This is a genomic window from Agrobacterium sp. ICMP 6402 (genome assembly GCF_009498615.1).
Taxonomy (GTDB): domain Bacteria; phylum Pseudomonadota; class Alphaproteobacteria; order Rhizobiales; family Rhizobiaceae; genus Agrobacterium; species Agrobacterium burrii.
In genome coordinates this window covers 225,734-245,388 of record NZ_QSNV01000003.1, presented here as the reverse complement: position 1 = coordinate 245,388, position 19,655 = coordinate 225,734, and the positions used below count along the sequence as shown (strand labels likewise).

At 59.8% G+C, this 19,655-nt stretch carries 18 protein-coding genes; 6 read left to right on the top strand and 12 right to left on the bottom strand.

Annotation, left to right across the window (positions count from 1 at the left end; genetic code table 11):
- The first annotated feature begins 65 nt into the window (after nt 1-65).
- From DXT96_RS12335 to DXT96_RS12325, 3 genes are all read left to right on the top strand, one after another.
- Nucleotides 66-1,268: a CaiB/BaiF CoA-transferase family protein gene (locus DXT96_RS12335; protein WP_153515036.1), complete on the top strand. Its 1,203-nt coding sequence runs from the start codon at nt 66-68 to the stop codon at nt 1,266-1,268.
- Nucleotides 1,265-2,914 carry a thiamine pyrophosphate-binding protein gene (locus DXT96_RS12330; protein WP_153515035.1) on the top strand — a complete coding sequence of 550 codons (1,650 nt, stop codon included), beginning with the start codon at nt 1,265-1,267 and terminating at the stop codon, nt 2,912-2,914. Before DXT96_RS12335 ends, DXT96_RS12330 begins: the two co-directional genes overlap by 4 nt.
- Nucleotides 2,915-3,101: 187 nt before the next feature.
- Nucleotides 3,102-3,866, top strand: coding sequence for a HugZ family protein (locus DXT96_RS12325; protein ID WP_153515034.1), 765 nt, complete (start codon nt 3,102-3,104; stop codon nt 3,864-3,866).
- Nucleotides 3,867-4,030: 164 nt separating this feature from the next.
- On the opposite strand, the gene DXT96_RS12320 is transcribed toward DXT96_RS12325, so the two are convergent.
- From DXT96_RS12320 to DXT96_RS12310, 3 genes are all read right to left on the bottom strand, one after another.
- The gene (locus DXT96_RS12320; RefSeq protein WP_052818029.1) at nt 4,031-4,372 is read right to left on the bottom strand and encodes a RidA family protein; all 342 of its coding nucleotides are present in this window, start codon (nt 4,370-4,372) and stop codon (nt 4,031-4,033) included.
- Between the two features lie 49 nt (nt 4,373-4,421).
- Nucleotides 4,422-4,760, bottom strand: a complete 339-nt coding sequence (locus tag DXT96_RS12315) for a TIGR01244 family sulfur transferase (RefSeq protein ID WP_153515033.1) — start codon at nt 4,758-4,760, stop codon at nt 4,422-4,424.
- A gap of 126 nt (nt 4,761-4,886) precedes the next feature.
- Complete coding sequence (locus DXT96_RS12310; RefSeq protein ID WP_153515032.1) at nt 4,887-5,720, bottom strand: aldose 1-epimerase family protein; 834 nt, start codon at nt 5,718-5,720, stop codon at nt 4,887-4,889.
- A 156-nt stretch (nt 5,721-5,876) separates the two neighbouring features.
- Between DXT96_RS12310 and DXT96_RS12305 the strand changes: the two genes are divergently transcribed.
- The gene (locus DXT96_RS12305; protein WP_149900151.1) at nt 5,877-7,271 is read left to right on the top strand and encodes a L,D-transpeptidase; all 1,395 of its coding nucleotides are present in this window, start codon (nt 5,877-5,879) and stop codon (nt 7,269-7,271) included.
- A gap of 71 nt (nt 7,272-7,342) precedes the next feature.
- Here the strand turns inward: DXT96_RS12305 and DXT96_RS12300 are convergent, their stop codons facing one another.
- From DXT96_RS12300 to DXT96_RS12260, 9 genes are all read right to left on the bottom strand, one after another.
- A complete protein-coding gene (locus DXT96_RS12300; RefSeq protein WP_194287626.1) occupies nt 7,343-8,548 on the bottom strand; it encodes an MFS transporter in 1,206 nt (401 codons plus the stop codon).
- Between the two features lie 46 nt (nt 8,549-8,594).
- Nucleotides 8,595-9,242: a TetR/AcrR family transcriptional regulator gene (locus DXT96_RS12295; protein ID WP_153515029.1), complete on the bottom strand. Its 648-nt coding sequence runs from the start codon at nt 9,240-9,242 to the stop codon at nt 8,595-8,597.
- A gap of 143 nt (nt 9,243-9,385) precedes the next feature.
- Complete coding sequence (locus DXT96_RS12290; protein ID WP_153515028.1) at nt 9,386-10,102, bottom strand: ParA family protein; 717 nt, start codon at nt 10,100-10,102, stop codon at nt 9,386-9,388.
- 166 nt (nt 10,103-10,268) lie between these two features.
- The gene (locus tag DXT96_RS12285) at nt 10,269-10,649 is read right to left on the bottom strand and encodes a hypothetical protein (protein ID WP_371418850.1); all 381 of its coding nucleotides are present in this window, start codon (nt 10,647-10,649) and stop codon (nt 10,269-10,271) included.
- Nucleotides 10,650-10,661: 12 nt separating this feature from the next.
- Complete coding sequence (locus DXT96_RS12280; RefSeq protein ID WP_153515027.1) at nt 10,662-11,807, bottom strand: iron-containing alcohol dehydrogenase; 1,146 nt, start codon at nt 11,805-11,807, stop codon at nt 10,662-10,664.
- Nucleotides 11,804-13,192 (bottom strand): aldehyde dehydrogenase family protein, encoded by a 1,389-nt coding sequence (locus DXT96_RS12275; protein WP_153515026.1) that lies wholly within the window; start codon nt 13,190-13,192, stop codon nt 11,804-11,806. The genes DXT96_RS12280 and DXT96_RS12275 overlap by 4 nt, the downstream gene beginning before the upstream one ends.
- 18 nt (nt 13,193-13,210) lie before the next feature.
- Entirely contained in the window at nt 13,211-14,578 is a 1,368-nt protein-coding gene (locus DXT96_RS12270; protein WP_153515025.1) for a glutamine synthetase family protein, read from the bottom strand.
- A gap of 63 nt (nt 14,579-14,641) precedes the next feature.
- Nucleotides 14,642-16,156: an amino acid permease gene (locus DXT96_RS12265; protein WP_153515024.1), complete on the bottom strand. Its 1,515-nt coding sequence runs from the start codon at nt 16,154-16,156 to the stop codon at nt 14,642-14,644.
- A gap of 215 nt (nt 16,157-16,371) precedes the next feature.
- Nucleotides 16,372-17,145: an N-formylglutamate amidohydrolase gene (locus DXT96_RS12260; RefSeq protein ID WP_153515023.1), complete on the bottom strand. Its 774-nt coding sequence runs from the start codon at nt 17,143-17,145 to the stop codon at nt 16,372-16,374.
- 176 nt (nt 17,146-17,321) lie between these two features.
- Here DXT96_RS12260 and DXT96_RS12255 point away from each other — a divergent pair, with 176 nt between their 5' ends.
- Nucleotides 17,322-18,200, top strand: a complete 879-nt coding sequence (locus DXT96_RS12255) for a MurR/RpiR family transcriptional regulator (protein WP_149900142.1) — start codon at nt 17,322-17,324, stop codon at nt 18,198-18,200.
- A 288-nt stretch (nt 18,201-18,488) separates the two neighbouring features.
- Nucleotides 18,489-19,595 carry an ABC transporter substrate-binding protein gene (locus tag DXT96_RS12245; RefSeq protein ID WP_149900141.1) on the top strand — a complete coding sequence of 369 codons (1,107 nt, stop codon included), beginning with the start codon at nt 18,489-18,491 and terminating at the stop codon, nt 19,593-19,595.
- Nucleotides 19,596-19,655: the final 60 nt, after the last annotated feature.

Genomic DNA, 19,655 nt, shown 5'->3' with positions numbered 1-19,655 from the left:
TAAAATCACATGCGGCGGGGCAAGGCGCGGTCTATAACCGGCAGGCACAAAATACCGGAGGACAGATGACCGACATGCCGAACAGGAAACCGCCGCTATCAGGCATTCGCGTCATCGAGCTGGCGCGTGTTCTGGCCGGACCCTGGGCGGGGCAGATGCTGGCCGATATGGGCGCTGACGTCATCAAGGTGGAAAACCCCGAAGGCGGCGACGACACCCGCACATGGGGACCGCCCTTCGTTGAAGACGCGGAAGGCGAAAACCTTTCCGCCGCCTATTACCACGCCACCAATCGCGGCAAACGCTCCATCATTGCCGATCTGAAGACGCCTGAGGGCTGCGAGCTGGTGCGCCGGCTGGTGCGCACCGCCGATGTCGTCATCGAAAACTTCAAGCGCGGCGGGCTTGCCAAATATGGCCTCGATTATGAGAGCCTGAGGGCGCTCAATCCGAAGCTGATCTATTGCTCCATCACCGGCTTCGGCCAGACCGGGCCTTATGCCGATTTTGCCGGATACGACTATATCGTACAGGGCATGTCGGGCTTCATGTCGATAACAGGTGAACCGGATGGCCAGCCGATGAAAGCGGGCGTGGCGGTTGCCGATATCTTCACCGGGATCTATTCCGTGACGGCCATTCAGGCCGCGCTGATCCACGCCATACGGTCAGGCGAAGGCCAGCATATCGACATGGCGCTTCTCGATGTGCAATCGGCGGTGCTCGCCAACCAGAACATGAACTACCTGATTTCCGGCAAGCCGCCCGTCCGGCTCGGCAACGCCCATCCGAATATTTCCCCCTATGAGGTGGTGCCGACAGCCGATGGTTTCCTGATCCTCGCGGTCGGCAATGACGGCCAGTTCCGCCGCCTCTGCAACATCCTCGGCATCGGCGCGATTGCCGATGACGAGCGTTTCGCCACCAACAAGGCGCGCGTGGCGCATAAGGTGGAAGTCCGGCAGATCATTTCCACCGAGACGCTGAAATGGCACAAGCGCGATCTTCTGAACACCTGCGAGCAGAATGCCGTGCCGGCCGGGCCGATCAATTCCATCGAAGACATGTTCGCCGATCCGCAGATCAAGGCGCGGGGCTTGCGTGTCGATCTTGAAGCGGAAGACGGCACCGTCATTCCCGGCGTGCGCACCCCCATCGTGCTCTCGCAAACCCCCTTGCGCTATGAACGCCCCAGCCCGAAGCTCGGAGAGCATCAGGCACAGGTGCTGGCCGAACTGGAAAACATCGAAAGGACCACCACGCCATGAAAAGAACGGGCGGAGAACTGATTGTCGAAGCGCTGAAGGCCAATGGCGTCTCCCGCGTTTCCTGCGTTCCGGGCGAAAGCTATCTGGCGGTTTTGGATGCGCTCTATGAAAGCGGCATCGAAACCGTGGTCTGCCGCCAGGAAGGCGGCGCCGCCATGATGGCCGATACATGGGGCCGGCTGACGGGTGAACCCGGCATCTGCATGGTGACGCGCGGACCGGGCGCCACCAACGCCTCGGCCGGCCTGCATATTGCAAGGCAGGATTCCATCCCGATGATCCTGTTCATCGGCCAGGTGCAGCGCGAAGCCCGCGAGCGCGAGGCGTTTCAGGAAGTGGAATATCGCCGCGCCTTCTCCGAATTCGCCAAATGGGTGGGCGAAATCGACGATGCGCGCCGCATTCCCGAATTCGTCACCCGCGCCTTTGCCGTCGCCACCTCCGGACGCCCCGGCCCGGTGGTTCTGACGCTGCCCGAAGATATGCTGGTGGAAGAGGTCGAAGCGCCGGAAGCAAAACCCTATACGCCCGTCGAAGCGCATCCCGGCCCGTCGCAGATCACCGCCTTCTCAAAAATGCTGAGCGAGGCAAAACGCCCGATCTTCATCATCGGCGGCACACGCTGGTCGGAAGAGAGTGTCGCGACTTTCGGGGCTTTCGCCGAAAAACACAATCTGCCCGTCGGCTGCTCCTTCCGCCGCCAGATGCTGTTCGACCACTTGAGCCCTTCCTATGTTGGCGATGTCGGCATCGGTATCAACCCGGCGCTGGCGAAGGAGATCAAGCAAGCCGACCTCGTGGTGCTGCTCGGTGGCCGCCTCTCCGAAATGCCCTCCTCCGGTTATACGCTGCTCGACATTCCCTACCCGTCGCAGAAACTCGTTCACATCTATCCGGAAGCCGAAGAGCTTGGCCGCGTCTATCGCCCCGATCTCGCCATCTGCGCCGCACCGGATGATTTCGTCGCTGCCCTTGCCTCCGTCTCGCTTTCGGTCAACGATTGGGCAGACCGCACGGCCGCCATGCACGCGGCCTACCTCAGCTGGTCGACGCCGCCGCAGACAGGCCCCGGCGCGGTGCAGATGGGTCCGATCATGGACTGGATCGAGGCCAATGTGCCTGATGACGCCATCTTCACCAATGGCGCTGGCAATTATGCCACCTGGGTCCACCGCTTCCACCGTTTCCGCCGCTACAACACGCAATCGGCCCCGACCTCGGGCTCGATGGGTTACGGCCTGCCGGCAGCCGTCGCTGCCAAGCATCTCTTCCCGGAGCGTGAGGTGATCTGCTTTGCCGGCGACGGCTGTTTCATGATGCACGGGCAGGAATTCATCACCGCCGTGCGTTACGGCCTGCCCATTATCACGGTCCTCGTGAATAACGGGACCTACGGCACCATCCGCATGCATCAGGAGCGGGAATATCCCGGCCGCGTCAGCGGCACCGATCTCGTCAATCCGGATTTCGAAGCCTTTGCTAAGGCCTATGGCGGCCACGGCGAAACGGTAGAGAAAACGCAAGACTTCGCCGCCGCCTTCGAGCGGGCGCGTGCAAGCGGCAAGCCGGCGATCATAGAAGTGAAGCTGGACCCGGAAGCAATCACGCCGACGCGCACGCTGACACAGATCAGGACAAAAAGCTGACATGACGCATGGACATGCCTCCGGCATGGTGTAAATCCTGACGCTCGCTTGACGTCGTCCTCGGGCTTGCCCCGAGGATCCAACCACGTCGCGTTAAATCGATCGGTTGCAGATGCTCGGGACAAGCCCGAGCATGACGTGGAGAGGTTTTACGCTTCTTTCAGCATCCACTAACTCAGGATACGACATGCCGGACGTTGCTCCTCCCGTCATCACCCCACGCGGCGCGAAGATCGAGCCTTCGGCCGGCGCACCTTTCGAGGCCGTGCGCGTGGCCCGTGATGTCCTGCACACATCCCGCACGGCAGCGCTCGCAACCCTTGATCCAGTCAGCGGCTATCCCTATACCACCGCCACCAATATCGGCATTGAGCCTGACGGCACGCCGTTCTTCTTCGCAGCCGGCCTGACGCTGCACGCCCGCAACATGGAGGCCGACCCGCGCATCTCGCTGACGCTTGCGCCATTCGGCAAGGGCGACGCGCTCACGCTGCCGCGGCTGACGTTGGTGGGCAAGGTGGAGCAGCTCAGCCCCGATGAGACGCCACTCGCCATCAGGCGCTACATTGCCCGTTACCCCAAAGCGAAACTTTATCTCTCCCTTCCCGACACAAGGCTTTACCGGCTGCGGACGGAAGGCGTGCAGATCAATGGCGGCCCGGCCCGCAATGCCAGCAACATCACGCCCGCCGACCTGCGCACCGATCTGTCAGGCGCGCACGAGCTGATGGCGGCGGCGGAAAGCGAGGCGACCCGCCTCAACGCCATCAAGGGCGAAGCATCGCGGTTAGCAGTTCTCGCCGGTGCAAAGACCGGCCGCTGGACAATCACCTCTATCGACCCGGATGGCATGGACCTCGCCTCGGCCAACGATCTGGCCCGGCTGTGGTTTGCGGCGCGGGTGGAGACGGTTAAGCAGTTTGAGAAGGCGCTTGCTTTGCTTCTGAAATGAAGGGCGCAAACGATTCACAAACCTGGGACAATCGCCCCTCCTCCGTCATGCTCGGGGTCCTCGGACAAGCCCGAGCATGACGAAACGAGTGTTTCGAATTTCCCATCAAAAAAGGCCGGGTCGCATTCCGCGATCCGGCCTTTTTTGGAAAATCAGACTGATGCTCAGAGAGCAGCGGTCACGATGAATTCAACCTTGTAGTCCGGCGTTGCCAGCGCTGCTTCGCTGGTGGCGCGGGCCGGCGGGTTTGCCGGGTCGATCCAGCCTTCCCAGACAGCGTTCATTTCGCCGAAGGTGGACATGTCGGAGAGGTAGATGATGGTCTGCAGGACCTTCGACTTGTCGGAACCGGCGGCGGCCAGCAGGCGGTCGACTTCAGCCAGCGCCGACTTGCTCTGTTCCGTCACGCTGGTGCCTTCGCCAACCTGGCCGGCCAGATAAACGGTGTTGCCGTGAACGACGGCGCCGCTCATGCGCTTGCCTGGCTCGATACGCTTGATGGTCATGGAAAACTCCTGTTGATTGGCATTTAAAAATAGAATGATGCGCGAAAAATCAGCCGCGCAGGTGATGGGTCTTTTCGTAGATCGCCGTGGAGCGCGCGCCGGAACGGCAATAGCCGAGCATCGGGCGCTGCAATTCGTCGAGCGCATCCACCATGCCGGCAACGGCATCGGCATCGACGCCATAACGGCCGACCGGCACATGCATGATGGTGAGGCCAAGCTGCTCGGCACGCTCGGCAATATCGGCAAAAAGCGGCTGACCATCTTCTTCGCCATCAGGGCGGTGGCAAACGATCGACTTGAAGCCGAGCGCCTTGACCTCATCCAGATCGGCGACGCTGATCTGTCCCGTGACCGAATAGTCGTCGTCTATACGCCTGATATCCATGTTTGCCTCCGCTGAAACCGACGTCCGCGCCGCTGGCACGCTCTCGCCATCCTTAGAAATCCGCATCCGATGTAAGGGCTGAAAACCCATGCGTCAATGATGCGCCGTGTTCATTCGGTACGGCGATCAAAGGATGTAAAAGCGCAGGCCGAAGGAGCGGCTTTCACCCGGCTGGAGAATATTGAACTCGCCGGCAGCCTCAAGCTCCCGGCGCCCCACCCAGCGATGCGAAACCGGCTCGATGCCGAGCACATTGGCCGGGTCCTGCTGGTTACGCCACATCTGCAGATAGGGCAGCGTCTCCGAGCGAAAGCGCACGGTCAGCGTCCTGCCGCCGATGGCCGCAATCGGACCAAGCTGCAATTCCGCCCATTCATCATTGCCGGCGGGAACGCAGAAGACGGTGCCCGGCTCATCCCCGAAACGCCAGCCATGGCCGCCTCCATCCAGCATCGCGCCTTCCAGCCGCACGGCATCGTCAAACAGACGGGCACCGACATTCATGTGATACATGAGAAAGACCGGAATCGGCCGCTCTGAAGTGTTGACGATCCGGTCATCGAGGCTGACTTCGCCGCTTTCGCCATCGATGCGCCATGTCCGCTCCAGCAGCGCAGTCCCGCCATCGGCAAGCTTCACGGGAACCTCGACGCGCGCCAATGCATTGGTCTCATGAACGTCAAAGGCAATGATCGTCGCGGGATGGGAGGAAAAGGAGCCATGCAACGGATAGCGACGCCCCTCCCCGTCACCCTCGATCGGCTCGGGATGGCGGATATGATCGGGACCGCAGGTGAAAAGGAAGCCTTCCAATGAGTGGTCGATACGCGCATCGCCATCATCGGGAATGGCACGGCCGGGCGCGATGTCGATGCCATCGACAATACACGAACCAATATCGAAAACAGAGGTTTCATCGAGGAAAATATGGGGCGATCTGCCGGCCTGAAACGAACGCAAGACAACCTCTCCTGTGGCAGTAAAAACGCATGAATCACGGAAACGCTACTAGTCGTGACGGAAATTAAGATTGCATTAACCGCGAATTCACCTTTTTCACAATAGGGTCAAGATTGCGGTGTGTTTATGGGCGAACGAAGCAAGGATAGCAGAATCGTGAAACAGTTTCTTAACGCAGCTCTGGGTTTGACAGTCACGGTAGTGGCGGCTTTCGCCCCGCTACAGGCTGGCGCGCAGCAGCGTTATGGCGACCAGCAGACGATGTTGGTGACACCGGATGGCCGTGTGCTCGACTTCATGCCCGAGCGCGGCGATATCGTCATCAGCCGCGACGGGATGGGTCGCACGGTATTTTACGACCAGTACGGCAATCTGCTCGCCACCGAAATGCCCTCCGGCTATCAGCAGCAGCGGCAGCAGGCGCGCCAGCAGCGCGACACAACCTATTATCCGCCCGCCCCCGGCGGCCAGTATCGTGAGCCGCAACGCGACTACGGCTATCAGGACAATGGCAGCGTGCGTGACTATCGCGAATATCGCGGCGACGGTTCCGGCGACAATGTCTATACCGGTTCCGTTCCCGGCCCCGGTGCGGTGGAAAGCGGGCCGCTCGGCCAGCCCATGCCCGGCGAAAGCACCACGGCCGCCGTTCCGCAGCCGGATCACCTGATCGAACGCCACACGCCGGTGACGACACCGGTCAACCGTTCCCGTCAGGAAATCGTCGCACTTCAGACTTTCCTCGACCGTGAAGGCATCTCCCCCGGCGTAATCGACGGCAAGATGGGTGACAACGTCAACAAGGCGATTGCCGCCTGGCAGGACATGACCGGCGAAAAGCTGGACCCGAACAATTCCGACGACATTCTGGAACGTCTGCGCTCCTCGGGCGGCATGCCGATCGTCGACTACACCATTAGCGCTGCCGATGCCGCCGGCCCCTATGTCGCCTCCATTCCGGACGACTATGCCGAGAAATCGCAGCTGCCCGCCTTGTCCTTCACCAAGACCTCGGAGGCGCTGGCCGAGCGCTTCCATATGGATGAGAATTACCTGAAGGAACTGAACCCCGGCATCGACTTCACGGTGCCCGGCACCATCATCAAGGTGGTCAATCCGGGCGAGACGAAAAAGGGACAGGTGGCCCGCATCGTCGCGCATAAGGGCATCAAGCAGGTCTTCGCTTATGGTCAGGACGGCAATCTGATCGCCGCTTATCCCGCCACCATCGGTTCCACGGATACGCCTTCGCCGAGCGGAACGCACACGGTGGAGCGCATCGCGCTCAATCCCGGCTACACCTATAATCCGAAGATCAACTTCAAGCAGGGCCAGAACGACAAGATCCTGCAGATCCCGCCGGGTCCGAACGGCCCGGTCGGCACGGTCTGGATTGCCCTGTCGAAGCCGACATACGGCATTCACGGCACCCCGGAACCGTCGAAGATCGGCAAAACCAACAGCCATGGCTGTATTCGCCTCACCAACTGGGATGCGACCGAACTGGCGAAAATGGTCCGCCCCGGCGTTGTGGTCGAATTCGCGGAATAGAGCTGACGGTGAAAACAATAGAAAAGCCCGGCGGACTGTGGTCCTCCGGGCTTTTTTTCGTTGAGAAAGTTTTATCCGCGCTTTTCCGTCAGGAAGTAAAGCAGAGCCGCCACCGGCAACGCAAAGCCGATCCACGAGGCTGCACCCCATTCACCCACAGCATAGGCCCAACCGCCGACCGCAGAGCCGATCGCTCCACCCATAAAAAACGTCGCCATATAGATGCCATTGAGACGGCTGCGGAATTCCGCACCGAGCGTGAAGATCGCCCGCTGGCCGAGCACCAGATTGGTGGTAACACCGAAATCGAGAACGATGGCGGCAACGACCAGAATGGCGAGTGCCAGATGCGAGCCTTCGGGCGCAAGATGTGTGACGGCGAAGGAGAGCGCCACCGCCACCAGTGCAAGGAATGTGGCCGCATAGGTCCAGCCTCGGTCGGCCATGCGCCCGGCAATCGGCGCGGCAACGGTGCCCGCCGCTCCAGCGAGCGCAAACAGCGCGATCTCGCCCTGGCTGAGATTGAAATGCGGCCCGCTCAGATAAAGCGGCGTCGTGGTCCAGAACAGGCTGAACGCGGCAAACAGGAAGGCGTGATAGATTGCCCGCCGCCGCAGGAGGGGCGTATGCATGGCCAGTCTGCCCATCGAGGCCATCAACGCGCCATAACCCAGTCTTGCCTCAGGCATACGAGCAGGCAAAAGCCGGAAGAGCACGACAGCGAGGATCGTCATAACGCCCGCCGAGGTCAGGAAGACACCACGCCACGACACCACTTCCGACAACAGGCTGGAGACCGGACGCGCCAGCATGATGCCGGCCATAAGCCCACTCATGACGTTGCCGACCACCCGTCCGCGAATGGCGTGCGGCGCCATATGCGCGGCATAGGGAACGATGACCTGCACCGCCACGGAACTGACGCCAACCAGAAAGGCCGCGATCAGAAACGGGGCCGCATGCGGCGCGAATGCCGCCGCCACCAGCGACAGTACCGCCATGGAAACGGCACTGACGACCAGTTTGCGATTTTCGATGAGATCACCGAGCGGTACGACGAATAGCAGGCCGACGCCATAACCGATCTGCGTCAGGGTCACGATCAGCCCGGTCGCGCCGGCGGAAAGACCAAGTTCCGCCCCGATGATGCCGGCAAGCGGCTGGGCATAATAAAGATTGGCGGCAATCAGCCCACAGGCTGTCGCCAGCAGAAAAGTCAAAGCCGGAGAAAGAGATGTTGCATCAACATCCTCCCCTTCAATTACACGCGTCGTCATCATGTTCTCCAATATGGAAACAAACGTTTCCTAAATCGACATAAATTCACTCGGCAAGCTTCATGGCGATATCCACCACGGCCACCATGTCCTTGAGGCTGCGCCCCGTCTTTCCCACCACGCGCATGCCATACATCATGCACAGCATTGCGCGGGCGAGATCATCGGGATCGACCTTCGAATGCACCGAACCATCCTTCTGCCCCTCGGCAACGAGGCGGGCGACAATCCGCTCCCTCACCTTCACGGCCCGTTCGACCACGGCGGCGATGTCGTCATCCAGCGCCGCCAGATCGGCAGCAGCACCGACAACCAGACATCCATCAGAGCCGGCACCGCCATGCGACCGTTCCGCATAGAACATCAACCCTGCCCGCAGGCGTTCGCGACCGGTATCGTAACCGGCCACCGCTGCCTCGAAACGCTCGGTCTGCACGATCCTGTAGCGCTCCATCGTGGCGATGAAGACAGCCTTCTTGTCCTTGAAGGCCTTGTAAAGACTGCCCTGCGCCAGATCCATCGCATCGGTAAGGTCACCCACAGAGGTGGCGTGATAACCGCGCCTGGAAAAAACCCGGATCGCACCATCGAGCGCGCGGTCAATATCGAACTCACGCGGCCTGCCGCGATGGCGCTGTTCCTCGGACTGGTTGTGGCTGATATTGCTCATGACCGGAATATAGGAAACGATCATTTCCAAATCAAGCAAATAATGAAGCTGACAGGAAAAGCCGCGACTGCACTTGAGCGAGCCGAACGGCAGTCGATCGTCTGGAACATCATCCCGCCTCTGCGGCGATGAACGCCGCAGACGGATCGAATGTCGAAAGCAGTGTTTCAGGCAGCCTTGCGGGTGAAAAGGCGCGCGGGTGGTGTGCCGAGCCGCGACAGGCGTTTCGGCAGCAGGCCGAGCACTTCACCCGCGAATGCCTTGGCATTCTCCACCGCCTTGTCGATGTTGCTCACCTTGTTCTTATCGAGACAGAGAAGCGTGCCGCCAAGATCGAAAATATCGCGATAGGCCGCTCTCTCGACAATCGGCGTGCTGAGAACCGAGACATTTTTCTCGGCCAGCAGCATTTTGACGAGCAGTAGCGAACGCGTCGCCACCATGGCGTTCACCCGCGTCAGCACGATGGAATGGGCAATCTCCTTGCCCATCTTGCGGTTCAGGAATTCGATGTGATCAAGGACTTCGGCAGCGCCGCGCGCATCCATGGCGCAGCCCTGAACCGGGATCAGTACATGGTCGGAAATACCGAGCGCCATGGTCAGAAGCGGATTTTTCGCCCCCGGCAGATCGATGATGAAACAGTCGGTGCTGCTTTTATTCTCGCGGATATGGCCCTCGAGCGACGCCATGGTCACATGCGAAATCACCGAAAGATTTTCGATCTCGCCTGATAATTCGTGCCAGCGGGAAATCCACAATTGCGGATCGGCATCCAGAACCGTCACGCGGTGGCCGCTGCGGGCCAGTTCGGTTGCCAGAAGCAGCACGGCCGTGGTTTTTCCGGCACCGCCCTTGGTATTGGCGAAAGTGATGACTGACATGATACCCCCTGTTGGTCAGAGCCGTTTCATGCTCATTCACGCACCGAAGCAATTCATGGTGCTTTCCATAACCTTAACGAACATGGTTAAGAAAAAGCTAAGATCGTTTTGGACCGCAACGAAAAGCCCGCGACCGGGTCGTCGCGGGCTTCTCCAGTTCAGTGGATTACATCAGCTTACGGCAGGAACCCACATCGTCCGCCCGCAACCGGCCGGCTTTAAGATCTTCATATTTGGGCAGATTCAGCGAACCGCCCAACTTTTTCTCAACGGTATTGCGATCAAGCGAAATCATGCGCCCGGCACTGGTGAAGGACACCATGCCATTCTTTCCGGAATAGGCCATGGTCGCGCGCATCTCGCAAAAATAGCGGTCAGAACCTTTAGACAGGTTCCAGCCTCGAATTCCCGCCTTGTTGCTCGAGAGGGCTCCAACTTTGTAGCCCTGCCCTGAAAGTTCCTTAAAAGAAGCAGCCTGCGTAACGACGGGCGACCCCAACAACGCCACCGCGATCAGTGACGAAAAAAGTGAGAATCTCGCGGTCACTCTGCCCACCCCTTAAAAGCAAGCCTCAAAAAGCGCCTTGGTATTTTCCAGCGTCATCGGCACCGGATTGCCGCCGCAGCTAGGATCCTTGATCGCTTCCGCCGCCAGTTCATCGATACGGTCCGGCTTGATGCCCATGGCGGTGAGATTTTCAGGCACGTTGAGTTCCTTGCGAAGTTCCAGCACGTAGTCATAGAAGCCGTCGAAACCACCGGAGATGCCGAGATAGGCGGCTGCGCGGGCAATCTTGTCTTCAATGGCCGGACGGTTGAAACGCAGCACCGCTGGCATGACGACGGCATTGGTCATGCCGTGATGGGTGTTGTAGACCGCGCCGATCGGATGCGAGAGCGAGTGAATGGCCCCGAGACCCTTCTGGAAAGCCACCGCCCCCATCGCTGCCGCTGCCATCATATTGGTGCGCGCTTCAATATCCGTGCCGTCCTTATAGGCGCGCGGCAGGAATTCCTTGACGAGACGCAGGCCCTCCAGCGCTACACCAGCGCTCATCGGATGGAAGAAGGGCGACGAATAGGCTTCGAGGCAATGGGCGAAGGCATCCATTCCCGTGCCGGCCGTGATGACCTTCGGCATGCCGACCGTCAGCTCCGGATCGCAGATGACGACGCCCGGCAAGAGCTTCGGATGGAAGATGATCTTCTTCACATGGGTCTGCGAATTGGTGATGACGCTGGCGCGGCCGACTTCCGAGCCGGTACCCGCCGTCGTCGGCACGGCGACGATCGGCGCGATCTTGGAAGCGTCCGCCCGTGTCCACCAGTCGCCGATATCCTCGAAATCCCAGACCGGACGCGTCTGTCCGGCCATGAAGGCGATGGTCTTGCCGAGATCGAGACCAGAGCCGCCGCCGAAGGCGACGACGCCGTCATGGCCGCCATCGCGATAGGCTTTCACGCCCGCTTCCATGTTGATCTCATTGGGGTTCGGATCGACATCGGCGAAGATCGCCCGGCCGAGGCCTGCCTCTTCCAGCACGTCGAGCGCATGCGCGGTGATCGCCATATTGGCAAGGCCGCGATCCGTCACGAGAAGCGGCTTCTTGATACCAAGCGTCTTGCAGGCTTCCGCCAGTTCCTTGATCCGGCCACGGCCAAGCTTGACGGCGGTGGGGTAGCTCCAGTTGGCGACGATATTCATTTCGTGACTTTCTTCAAATGGTAGGATTTCGGACGGGTCAGGTTCTGGAAACCAAGCACGGAGAGCGAACCGCCACGGCCGGTTTCCTTCACACCGGTCCAGCAAAGCGCCGGATCGAGATAATCCGCGCGGTTCATGAACACGGTGCCGGTTTCGATCTCGCGACCGATCCGCGCAGCCCGCGCCGCATCCTGCGTCCACAGCGAAGCGGTGAGGCCGTATTTGCTGTCATTCATCAGCGCGATGGCTTCATCGTCGTTCTTGACCTTCATGATGCCGATGGCAGGACCGAAAGTCTCTTCGGTCATGAATTCCATGGAATGATCGACATTGACGAGGATCTGCGGCGCGACATAAGCGCTTTCACCGTCATCGGCAGAGAACAGCTTCGGATCAACCAGCGCCTTCGCACCCTTCGAAACAGCATCAGCCATCTGCGCCCGCACCACCTTGGCAAAGCGCTTGTTGGCCATCGGCCCAAGCGTCGTTTCCTGTTCTAGCGGATTGCCGAGCTTGTAGTTCGAAACCCACGCCACCGACTTCTCGACGAATTCGTCATAGAGGTTTTCGTTGACGTAGATACGCTCGATACCGCAGCAGCATTGCCCGGAATTATAGGTGCCGCCGTCCATCAGCGTATCGACGGCGGCGTCGAGATCGGCATCCTCCATCACGTAACCGGGGTCCTTGCCGCCAAGCTCAAGCCCGAGACCGGTGAAGGTGCCGGCAGCTGCGCGTTCGATGGCACGGCCGCCTTCCACCGAGCCGGTGAAATTGACGAAGTTGAACAGGCCCTCGGAAATCAGCGCCGAGGTCGTGCCATGGTCGAGGAATACATTGATGAAGACATCGTCAGGCACGCCAGCCTCGACGAAAGCCCTCACCATCCGCTCGCCCACCAGCAACGTCTGCGCCGCATGTTTGATGACCACCGTATTGCCAGCCATCAAAGCGGGCGCGACGGTGTTGATCGCCGTCATGTAAGGGTAGTTCCACGGCGCGATGACGAAGACCACACCATGCGCCTCGCGCTCGATGCGGCGTTCGAAATTTCCGCTTTCCTCGATGACGAGCGGCGCCAGCGCATCGGCCGCAATCGACGCGACATAATTGGAGCGCTCGTTGAATCCCTTGAACTCGCCGCCGTAACGAACCGGCCGGCCCATCATATGCGCCAGTTCCGGCACCACTTCGGCGACCATCTCATTGAGACGCGCCACACCCTTCAGAACCAGCTGAACCCGGTCCTCAAGCGGACGTCGAGCCCAGTCTTTCTGCGCCTTGCGCGCTTTCGAAACGGCGGCCCGCGCCGCCTCCAGCGACATCGCCTCCCGCTCGGCATAAACCGAGCCATCGATGGGCGAGATATTCTGGATCATGGTCATGATGTTTTCCCGTAATGATTAGGCTCGTTCGAAACCGCGCGCCACTTCCCAGTCGGTCACGCGGCGGTCGTATTCTTCCTGTTCCCACCGTCCGGCATGGACGTAGTGATCGATCACGTCGTCGCCGAAGGCGCTGCGAAGCATTTTCGATCCGTCCAGAAAGGCGGTGGCGTCGCGCAATGTCTTGGGTATCTCGCGCACGCCATTGCCGCCATAGGCGTCGCCGACAAAAGCGGGCTCAAGTTCGAGTTTATTTTCGATGCCGTCAATGCCCGCCGCGAGAAGAGCGGCCATGGCGAGATAAGGATTGAGATCGGATCCGCCGACACGGCATTCGATACGGATGCCCTTGGTGCCTTCGCCGCACAGGCGATATCCCGCCGTGCGGTTGTCAAGGCTCCAGATCGCCTTGGTGGGCGCAAACGTGCCGGCCATGAACCGCTTGTAGGAATTGATGTAGGGCGCCAGGAAATAGGTGATCTCACTGGCATGGGCGAGAAGCCCGGCAACATAATGCCGCATCAACTCCGACATGCCATGCTTGGCGTCCTTGTCCAGAAACGCCGGATTCTTGCCGTCGAGGCTCCATAGCGACTGGTGAATATGCGAGGAACTGCCGGCGGCGTTATAGTTCCACTTGGCAAGGAACGTCACCGCCTTGCCCTTGGACCAGGCGATCTCCTTGGTGGCGTTCTTGATGATGGCGTGCCGGTCAGCCATGGTCAGCGCCTCGGCATAACGCACGTTGATTTCCGCCTGACCGGGGGACGCCTCGCCCTTGGAATTTTCGACCGGAATTCCCGCACCCTGCAGGCCCTTACGCAGCGCGCGCATGACGTCCTCTTCCTTGGTCGTCTGGAAGATGTGGTAATCCTCGTTATAGCCGCTGGCGAGGTTGAGGTCCTTGTAGCCGCTGACGCGCGCTGCATCGAAAGTCTGGTCGAACAGGAAAAACTCCAGTTCGGTCGCCATAAAGGCTTTCAATCCCATGGCCTCCAGCCGCGCCACCTGCTTTTTCAGAAGCGCGCGCGGCGAATGTGGCACTTCTTCATGGGTGTGATGGTCAAGCACATCACACAGCACCAGCGCCGTGCCTTCCAGCCACGGCACGCGCCGCAGCGTCGAAAGGTCGGGTTTCAGTACATAGTCGCCATAACCCTTTTCCCAACTGGAGGATTTGTAGCCGGGAACGGTTTCCATCTCCATGTCGGTGGCAAGCACGTAGTTACAGCTATGGGTTTCCTCATAGGCGCTTTCGACGAAGAACTCCGCCTGGAATCGCTTGCCCATCAGACGCCCCTGCATGTCGACAAGGCAGGCCAGAACCGTGTCGATGCGCCCCTCGGCGACATCCATCTTAAGCGCGTCGAATGTATAGCTCGTCATTTTGTCCGTTCCCTCTATTGTCCTGGCCGGGCGGCCGGATGCGGCCGCCCGTTTGTTTGAGTATCAGGCCTTTGCAGCCGCCGCTGCCATGGCAGCCTGCTTGTGCTCCAGTGCGAATTCCTCTTCCGGCGACAGGATGAGGCGATGGCGCCCGATAAAGGCGAAATAGGCGATCGCCACGGCAAACCACACCGCTACCCAAAGCACGCCCTTGCTGAAGTTCGGATCCTGGATCTGATAAAGCAGCGTGACGATGGCGATGATGATGGTCAGCACCGCGCCCGGAATGCCGAAGGGCGAGCGGAAAGGCCGCTCGATATGCGGCAGGTTTTTCCGAAGCAGGATGAAGGAAATCGCCTGCAGGATATAGGAGAACATCGCACCAAATACGGCCATGTTCAAAAGCACGCTGCCGATGATGCTGCCGCCCTCTTCCGCACCCAGCGAGAACCAGATGACCAGCATGACCGCAAGACCGACAAGCGCGCCGGCAATGTTAGCGACGAAGGGTGTGCGGTATTTCCGATGGGTAATCGACAGCACGGTCGGGAAATAGCCCGCACGCGACAGCGAATAGATCTGCCGGCCCTGCGCATAGAGGATCGTATGGAAGCTGGCGATCAGACCCGTCAGCGCCACGAGACCGAGCAGCACCACGCCGCCATCGCCATAGATCGCCTTGAAGCCATCCAGCAGCGGTTCAAGCGACGAGCTGAGATGGAAGGCGCCAACGCCCGGCAGGGACGGGTTGAGCAACACGATCATGAAGGCCGAAACCATCAGCGTGATGACGCCCAGAATGATGCCCTTCGGCATATCGCGTTTCGGATCGACCGATTCTTCCGCCGCCAGCGGCAACTGTTCGATGGCGAGGAACAGCCAGACCGCGAAAGGCAGCGTGGCGAGAACGCCCGAAAAACCGAAGGGGAAGAACGAACCGCCGCCCTCCGGCAACTCCACCGCCTTGCCGTCAGGACCGACGCCGATATTCAGCGCATAACGTGAGAAATCCATGTTCGGAATGGCGCTGATCCAGAAGAACACCAGAACGCCGAGCGAAATCAGCGTGATGACCAGCGTCACCTTGAAGGAAAGCTCCAGCCCGAAAACGTTGAGAGCAAGGAAGATCACATAGAAACCTATCCACACAAAGGGTGAATAGGCCGGATCGAGCCCTAGAATGGAATTCATATAGGCCGTGATGAAGGTCACGATGACCGCCGGCGTCAGTACATATTCGACATTCTCGCAAAGTCCGGTGACGAAGCCGCCCCAGGGACCCATCGCGGTGCGGGCGAAGGAATAGGCCGCACCCGTATGCGGCAAGGCCGGGCTCATTTCCGCGATCGAAAATGTCAGCCCGAGATACATGATGGCGATGATGATGCCCGCCACCAGCATGCCGCCCCAGCCGCCGGTGGAGAAACCGAAATTCCATCCGGAAAAATGCCCTGAGATAACCGCACCGACGCCGAGCGCCCAGAGCGACCACACGCCCGCATAACGGGATAGTCCGCGTTTTTCGAAATAGGATGCATCAGCCTTCTTATAGCTGACGCCTGATGATGAACTGTCCATGCCCTTCTCTCCTGAATAAGAAAAAAACAAGCCAGTCAGCCATTATTGGCCGATTGTGCCCCAGTTTTCAGCACTTGCGGAATGTTTCCGCGCTGTGCCGCACGCACTTGCTGTTCCCTTGCCGCTTCATGCCTTTCCGGCTTTCCTTGAATGTCGGCAGTCTCGTTTTGACGGCCGGCCCCGGTGTTTTCACCATCGGCCAGCCCTTTGCTCCCTCACTCATCGATTGATGAGAGCGCCTTCCCCATAAGCTCGTGGAGGAAACCGGCGATGGCCGCGTGCTCCCCTTCATTGGTGACAAGATCGTTGCGGATCTCGATCATGACGTTCAAAAGCCCGTCCGGCAGCGCATGTAGCCTGAGCGTATGCGTTACGCCGTCTTCCGGGCCGTAAGGATCGTTGCGGTTGATCGTCAGCGCCGATCCTTGCGCACCCGCCAGCATCGCGTCGGCTAGGCGACTATCGGTATCGTGCAGAATGCCGATCTGCACCGGGCGGAATTTACCGTGATAGACCGGCGTGAAACTGTGAACCGTCACCACCACCACCTTGCGCCCGGCGGCCTGCCGCTCGGCGATAATCTGGCTCACCCGGTCGTGAAATGGCACGTAGAGCGCCGACGTGCGGGCATAACGCTCCGCCTCGCCAAGCTCGAAATTACCGGGAATATCGTAAATCTCGCTCTTCACCGGCATGGCGGAAGGTGATTCGGGCGGGCGGTTGCAATCATAGACCAGCCGCGAGAACCGCTGGTAAACGAGCGTGGCATCCATGGTTTGCGACAGCAACCGGGCAACGGCGAGCGCGCCGGGGTCCCAGGCCGCATGGCTTGCCAGCACCTCCGGCGAAAGACCGAGCGTCCCCAGTTTTTGCGGAATGGTCGCGGAGGCGTGTTCGCAGACAAGCAGGACGTCACCACTGGCCCCGGCGTTCTCGACACCGACAGCCTGCCCCTCTGCTTCCGTGAAAAACCGTGAACGCACCGTCATGCAAGCATCCGCTCCGAAACCCGCTATCCCGCCAATGCCGAAAAGAATTCTTCACATTAATGCCAGTGTCAAATGGAATTTTGAAATTTTCTCTTCATTTTTTCCATTGACTCGATAGCTGACTGAGATGTTTATTTGAGCCAGCACACCGGCAAAAAGACCGGAAGGGGAAAAATTTGCGCAGCTCGACCGCAACCGTGTCGGATGTCATTCATGGCCACTACGATGCGCTGACCCGTTCGGAAAAACGGCTGGCGGAGAGCCTGCTTGGCAACTACCCCGTCTCGGGTCTGGGCAGCATCACCACGATTGCCGAAAATGCCGGCGTCTCGACGCCGACCGTGGCGCGCATGGTCCAGAAGCTCGGCTATAAAGGCTACCCGGAATTTCAGGCGCATATCCATCAGGAACTGGAAGCGACGATCTCCGGCCCGGTCGCCAAACATGACCGCTGGGCCACCAATGCGCCAGGCCTGCATATTCTCAACCGCTTCGCCGATGCCATCACCGGCAATCTGCGCGATACGCTGAGCGACCTCGACACCGCCGTCTTCGACAATGCCGCGGCACTGCTTTCCGACCGCAAACGCAGCATCTATTTCGTCGGTGGCCGTATCACTGGCGCGATTGCCGAATATTTCTTCACCCATATGCAGGTGATCCGGCCGAAAACGACGCTGATGTCGTCGAACTCCAGCGCCTGGCCGCAATATATGCTGAATATGAGCGCCGGCGACGTGCTGGTGATCTTCGATATCCGCCGTTACGAACACGATATGACGACGCTCGCCGAGGTCGCGAAAGCAAACGGCGTGCAGATCATTCTCTTCACCGACCAATGGACATCACCTGTGGCGCGCCACGCGCTGCACATTTTCCGCGTCAGGATCGAGGCGCCCTCGGCGTGGGATTCCTCGGTCGTCACGCTGTTTGTGGTCGAAGCGCTGATCGAAGCGGTGCAGAGCGGCACCTGGGATGAAACGAAGCAGCGCATGAACGCGCTGGAGGGCCTGTTCGAGCAGACACGTCTGTTCCGCCGACCAGATCGGACTTGAGTTGCGTAGCCGGCATACGACTTGACGCGGATGCCACTCGCTGATTGGATACCTGTGATCGCTACCAGCACGATAAAACAGGGGAAAACACCAAGCTGGGGAACGTATCCTGCCAAACGGACGACAACGGACAACTCCCGCAATTGCAGGCAAAAAGCCTGATAATGGCGGAAAACGGGCGTAAAGTGACGGAATCCGGATAAATAAATTGCAATCCGGCCGTCACATTAGCTTCATCTAGAATCCGTATCAGCGTCCGCAATATGAGAACACGAAGAGGAGAAAAAAGTGATCTCTCACTGCCGCCGACTGCTCGCTACGACCACCGCACTGGTCATCGCCTCCACCGCCATCGCTGCCGCTGAACCGAGCGCCGAACTAATCGCTGCCGCCAAGAAGGAAGGCATGCTGACCACCGTCGCGCTGCCGCACGACTGGTGTGGTTACGGCGACGTCATCGCCGCCTTCAAGGCGAAGTACCCGGAAATCACCGTCAACGAACTGAACCCCGACGCCGGCTCCGCCGACGAAGTGGAAGCAGTCAAGGCGAACAAGGACAACAAAGGCCCGCAGGCTCCTGACGTCGTCGACGTCGGTCTCGCTTTCGGCCCGCAGATGAAGGCCGAAGGCCTGCTGCAGCCTTACAAAGTCTCCACCTGGAGCGAAATCCCTGATAACGTCAAGGATGCCGACGGTTACTGGTACGGCGACTATTACGGCGTGATGTCGATGTTCGTGAACAAGGACCTCGTCAAGAACACGCCGAAGGACTGGGCCGACCTGCTGAAGCCGGAATATTCCGGTCAGGTCGCTCTTGCCGGCGATCCGCGCGCCTCCAACCAGGCCATCCTCGGCGTTCTCGCCGCTGGTCTTTCCACCGGTGCGAAATCCGGCAAGGAAGCCGGTGAAGCTGGCCTGAAGTACTTCGCCGACCTCAACAAGGCCGGTAACTTCCTGCCTGTTATCGGCAAGGCCGGCACACTGGCACAGGGCGCAACCCCGATCATCGTCGCCTGGGACTACAACGCACTGTCCTGGAAGAAGACGCTGAACGACAACCCGCCGACGGAAGTCGTCGTTCCCGAGAAGGGCGTTCTGGCTGGCGTCTACGTGCAGGGCATCTCCGCTTACGCGCCGCATCCGAATGCTGCCAAGCTCTGGATGGAACACCTCTATTCCGACGACGGTCAGCTCGGCTGGCTGAAGGGTTATTGCCACCCGATCCGCTTCAACGCCATGGTCAAGGCCGGCAAGGTTCCGCAGGAACTGATCGACAGCCTGCCGCCGGCAGCAGCCTATGAAAAGGCGATCTTCCCGACGCTCGAGGAAGTTGATGCCAACAAGGCCGCGGTTACGGCCGGCTGGGATAGCGTCGTCGGCGCGAACGTGAAGTAAATTGTTGAAAACGCACCCCGGCTGATCAAAGGCCGGGGTGTTTCTCTTATAATAAATACC

What these genes read in the sequence shown, in the direction of transcription:
- DXT96_RS12260 (WP_153515023.1), bottom strand. Translation starts at nt 17,145, where the DNA reads ATGACGGTGCGTTCACGGTTTTTCACGGAAGCAGAGGGGCAGGCTGTC.
- DXT96_RS12325 (WP_153515034.1), top strand. Translation starts at nt 3,102, where the DNA reads ATGCCGGACGTTGCTCCTCCCGTCATCACCCCACGCGGCGCGAAGATC.
- DXT96_RS12300 (WP_194287626.1), bottom strand. Translation starts at nt 8,548, where the DNA reads ATGACGACGCGTGTAATTGAAGGGGAGGATGTTGATGCAACATCTCTT.
- DXT96_RS12315 (WP_153515033.1), bottom strand. Translation starts at nt 4,760, where the DNA reads ATGGATATCAGGCGTATAGACGACGACTATTCGGTCACGGGACAGATC.
- DXT96_RS12275 (WP_153515026.1), bottom strand. Translation starts at nt 13,192, where the DNA reads ATGACCATGATCCAGAATATCTCGCCCATCGATGGCTCGGTTTATGCC.
- DXT96_RS12290 (WP_153515028.1), bottom strand. Translation starts at nt 10,102, where the DNA reads ATGTCAGTCATCACTTTCGCCAATACCAAGGGCGGTGCCGGAAAAACC.
- DXT96_RS12320 (WP_052818029.1), bottom strand. Translation starts at nt 4,372, where the DNA reads ATGACCATCAAGCGTATCGAGCCAGGCAAGCGCATGAGCGGCGCCGTC.
- DXT96_RS12330 (WP_153515035.1), top strand. Translation starts at nt 1,265, where the DNA reads ATGAAAAGAACGGGCGGAGAACTGATTGTCGAAGCGCTGAAGGCCAAT.
- DXT96_RS12265 (WP_153515024.1), bottom strand. Translation starts at nt 16,156, where the DNA reads ATGGACAGTTCATCATCAGGCGTCAGCTATAAGAAGGCTGATGCATCC.
- DXT96_RS12280 (WP_153515027.1), bottom strand. Translation starts at nt 11,807, where the DNA reads ATGAATATCGTCGCCAACTGGAGCTACCCCACCGCCGTCAAGCTTGGC.
- DXT96_RS12335 (WP_153515036.1), top strand. Translation starts at nt 66, where the DNA reads ATGACCGACATGCCGAACAGGAAACCGCCGCTATCAGGCATTCGCGTC.
- DXT96_RS12270 (WP_153515025.1), bottom strand. Translation starts at nt 14,578, where the DNA reads ATGACGAGCTATACATTCGACGCGCTTAAGATGGATGTCGCCGAGGGG.
- DXT96_RS12295 (WP_153515029.1), bottom strand. Translation starts at nt 9,242, where the DNA reads ATGATCGTTTCCTATATTCCGGTCATGAGCAATATCAGCCACAACCAG.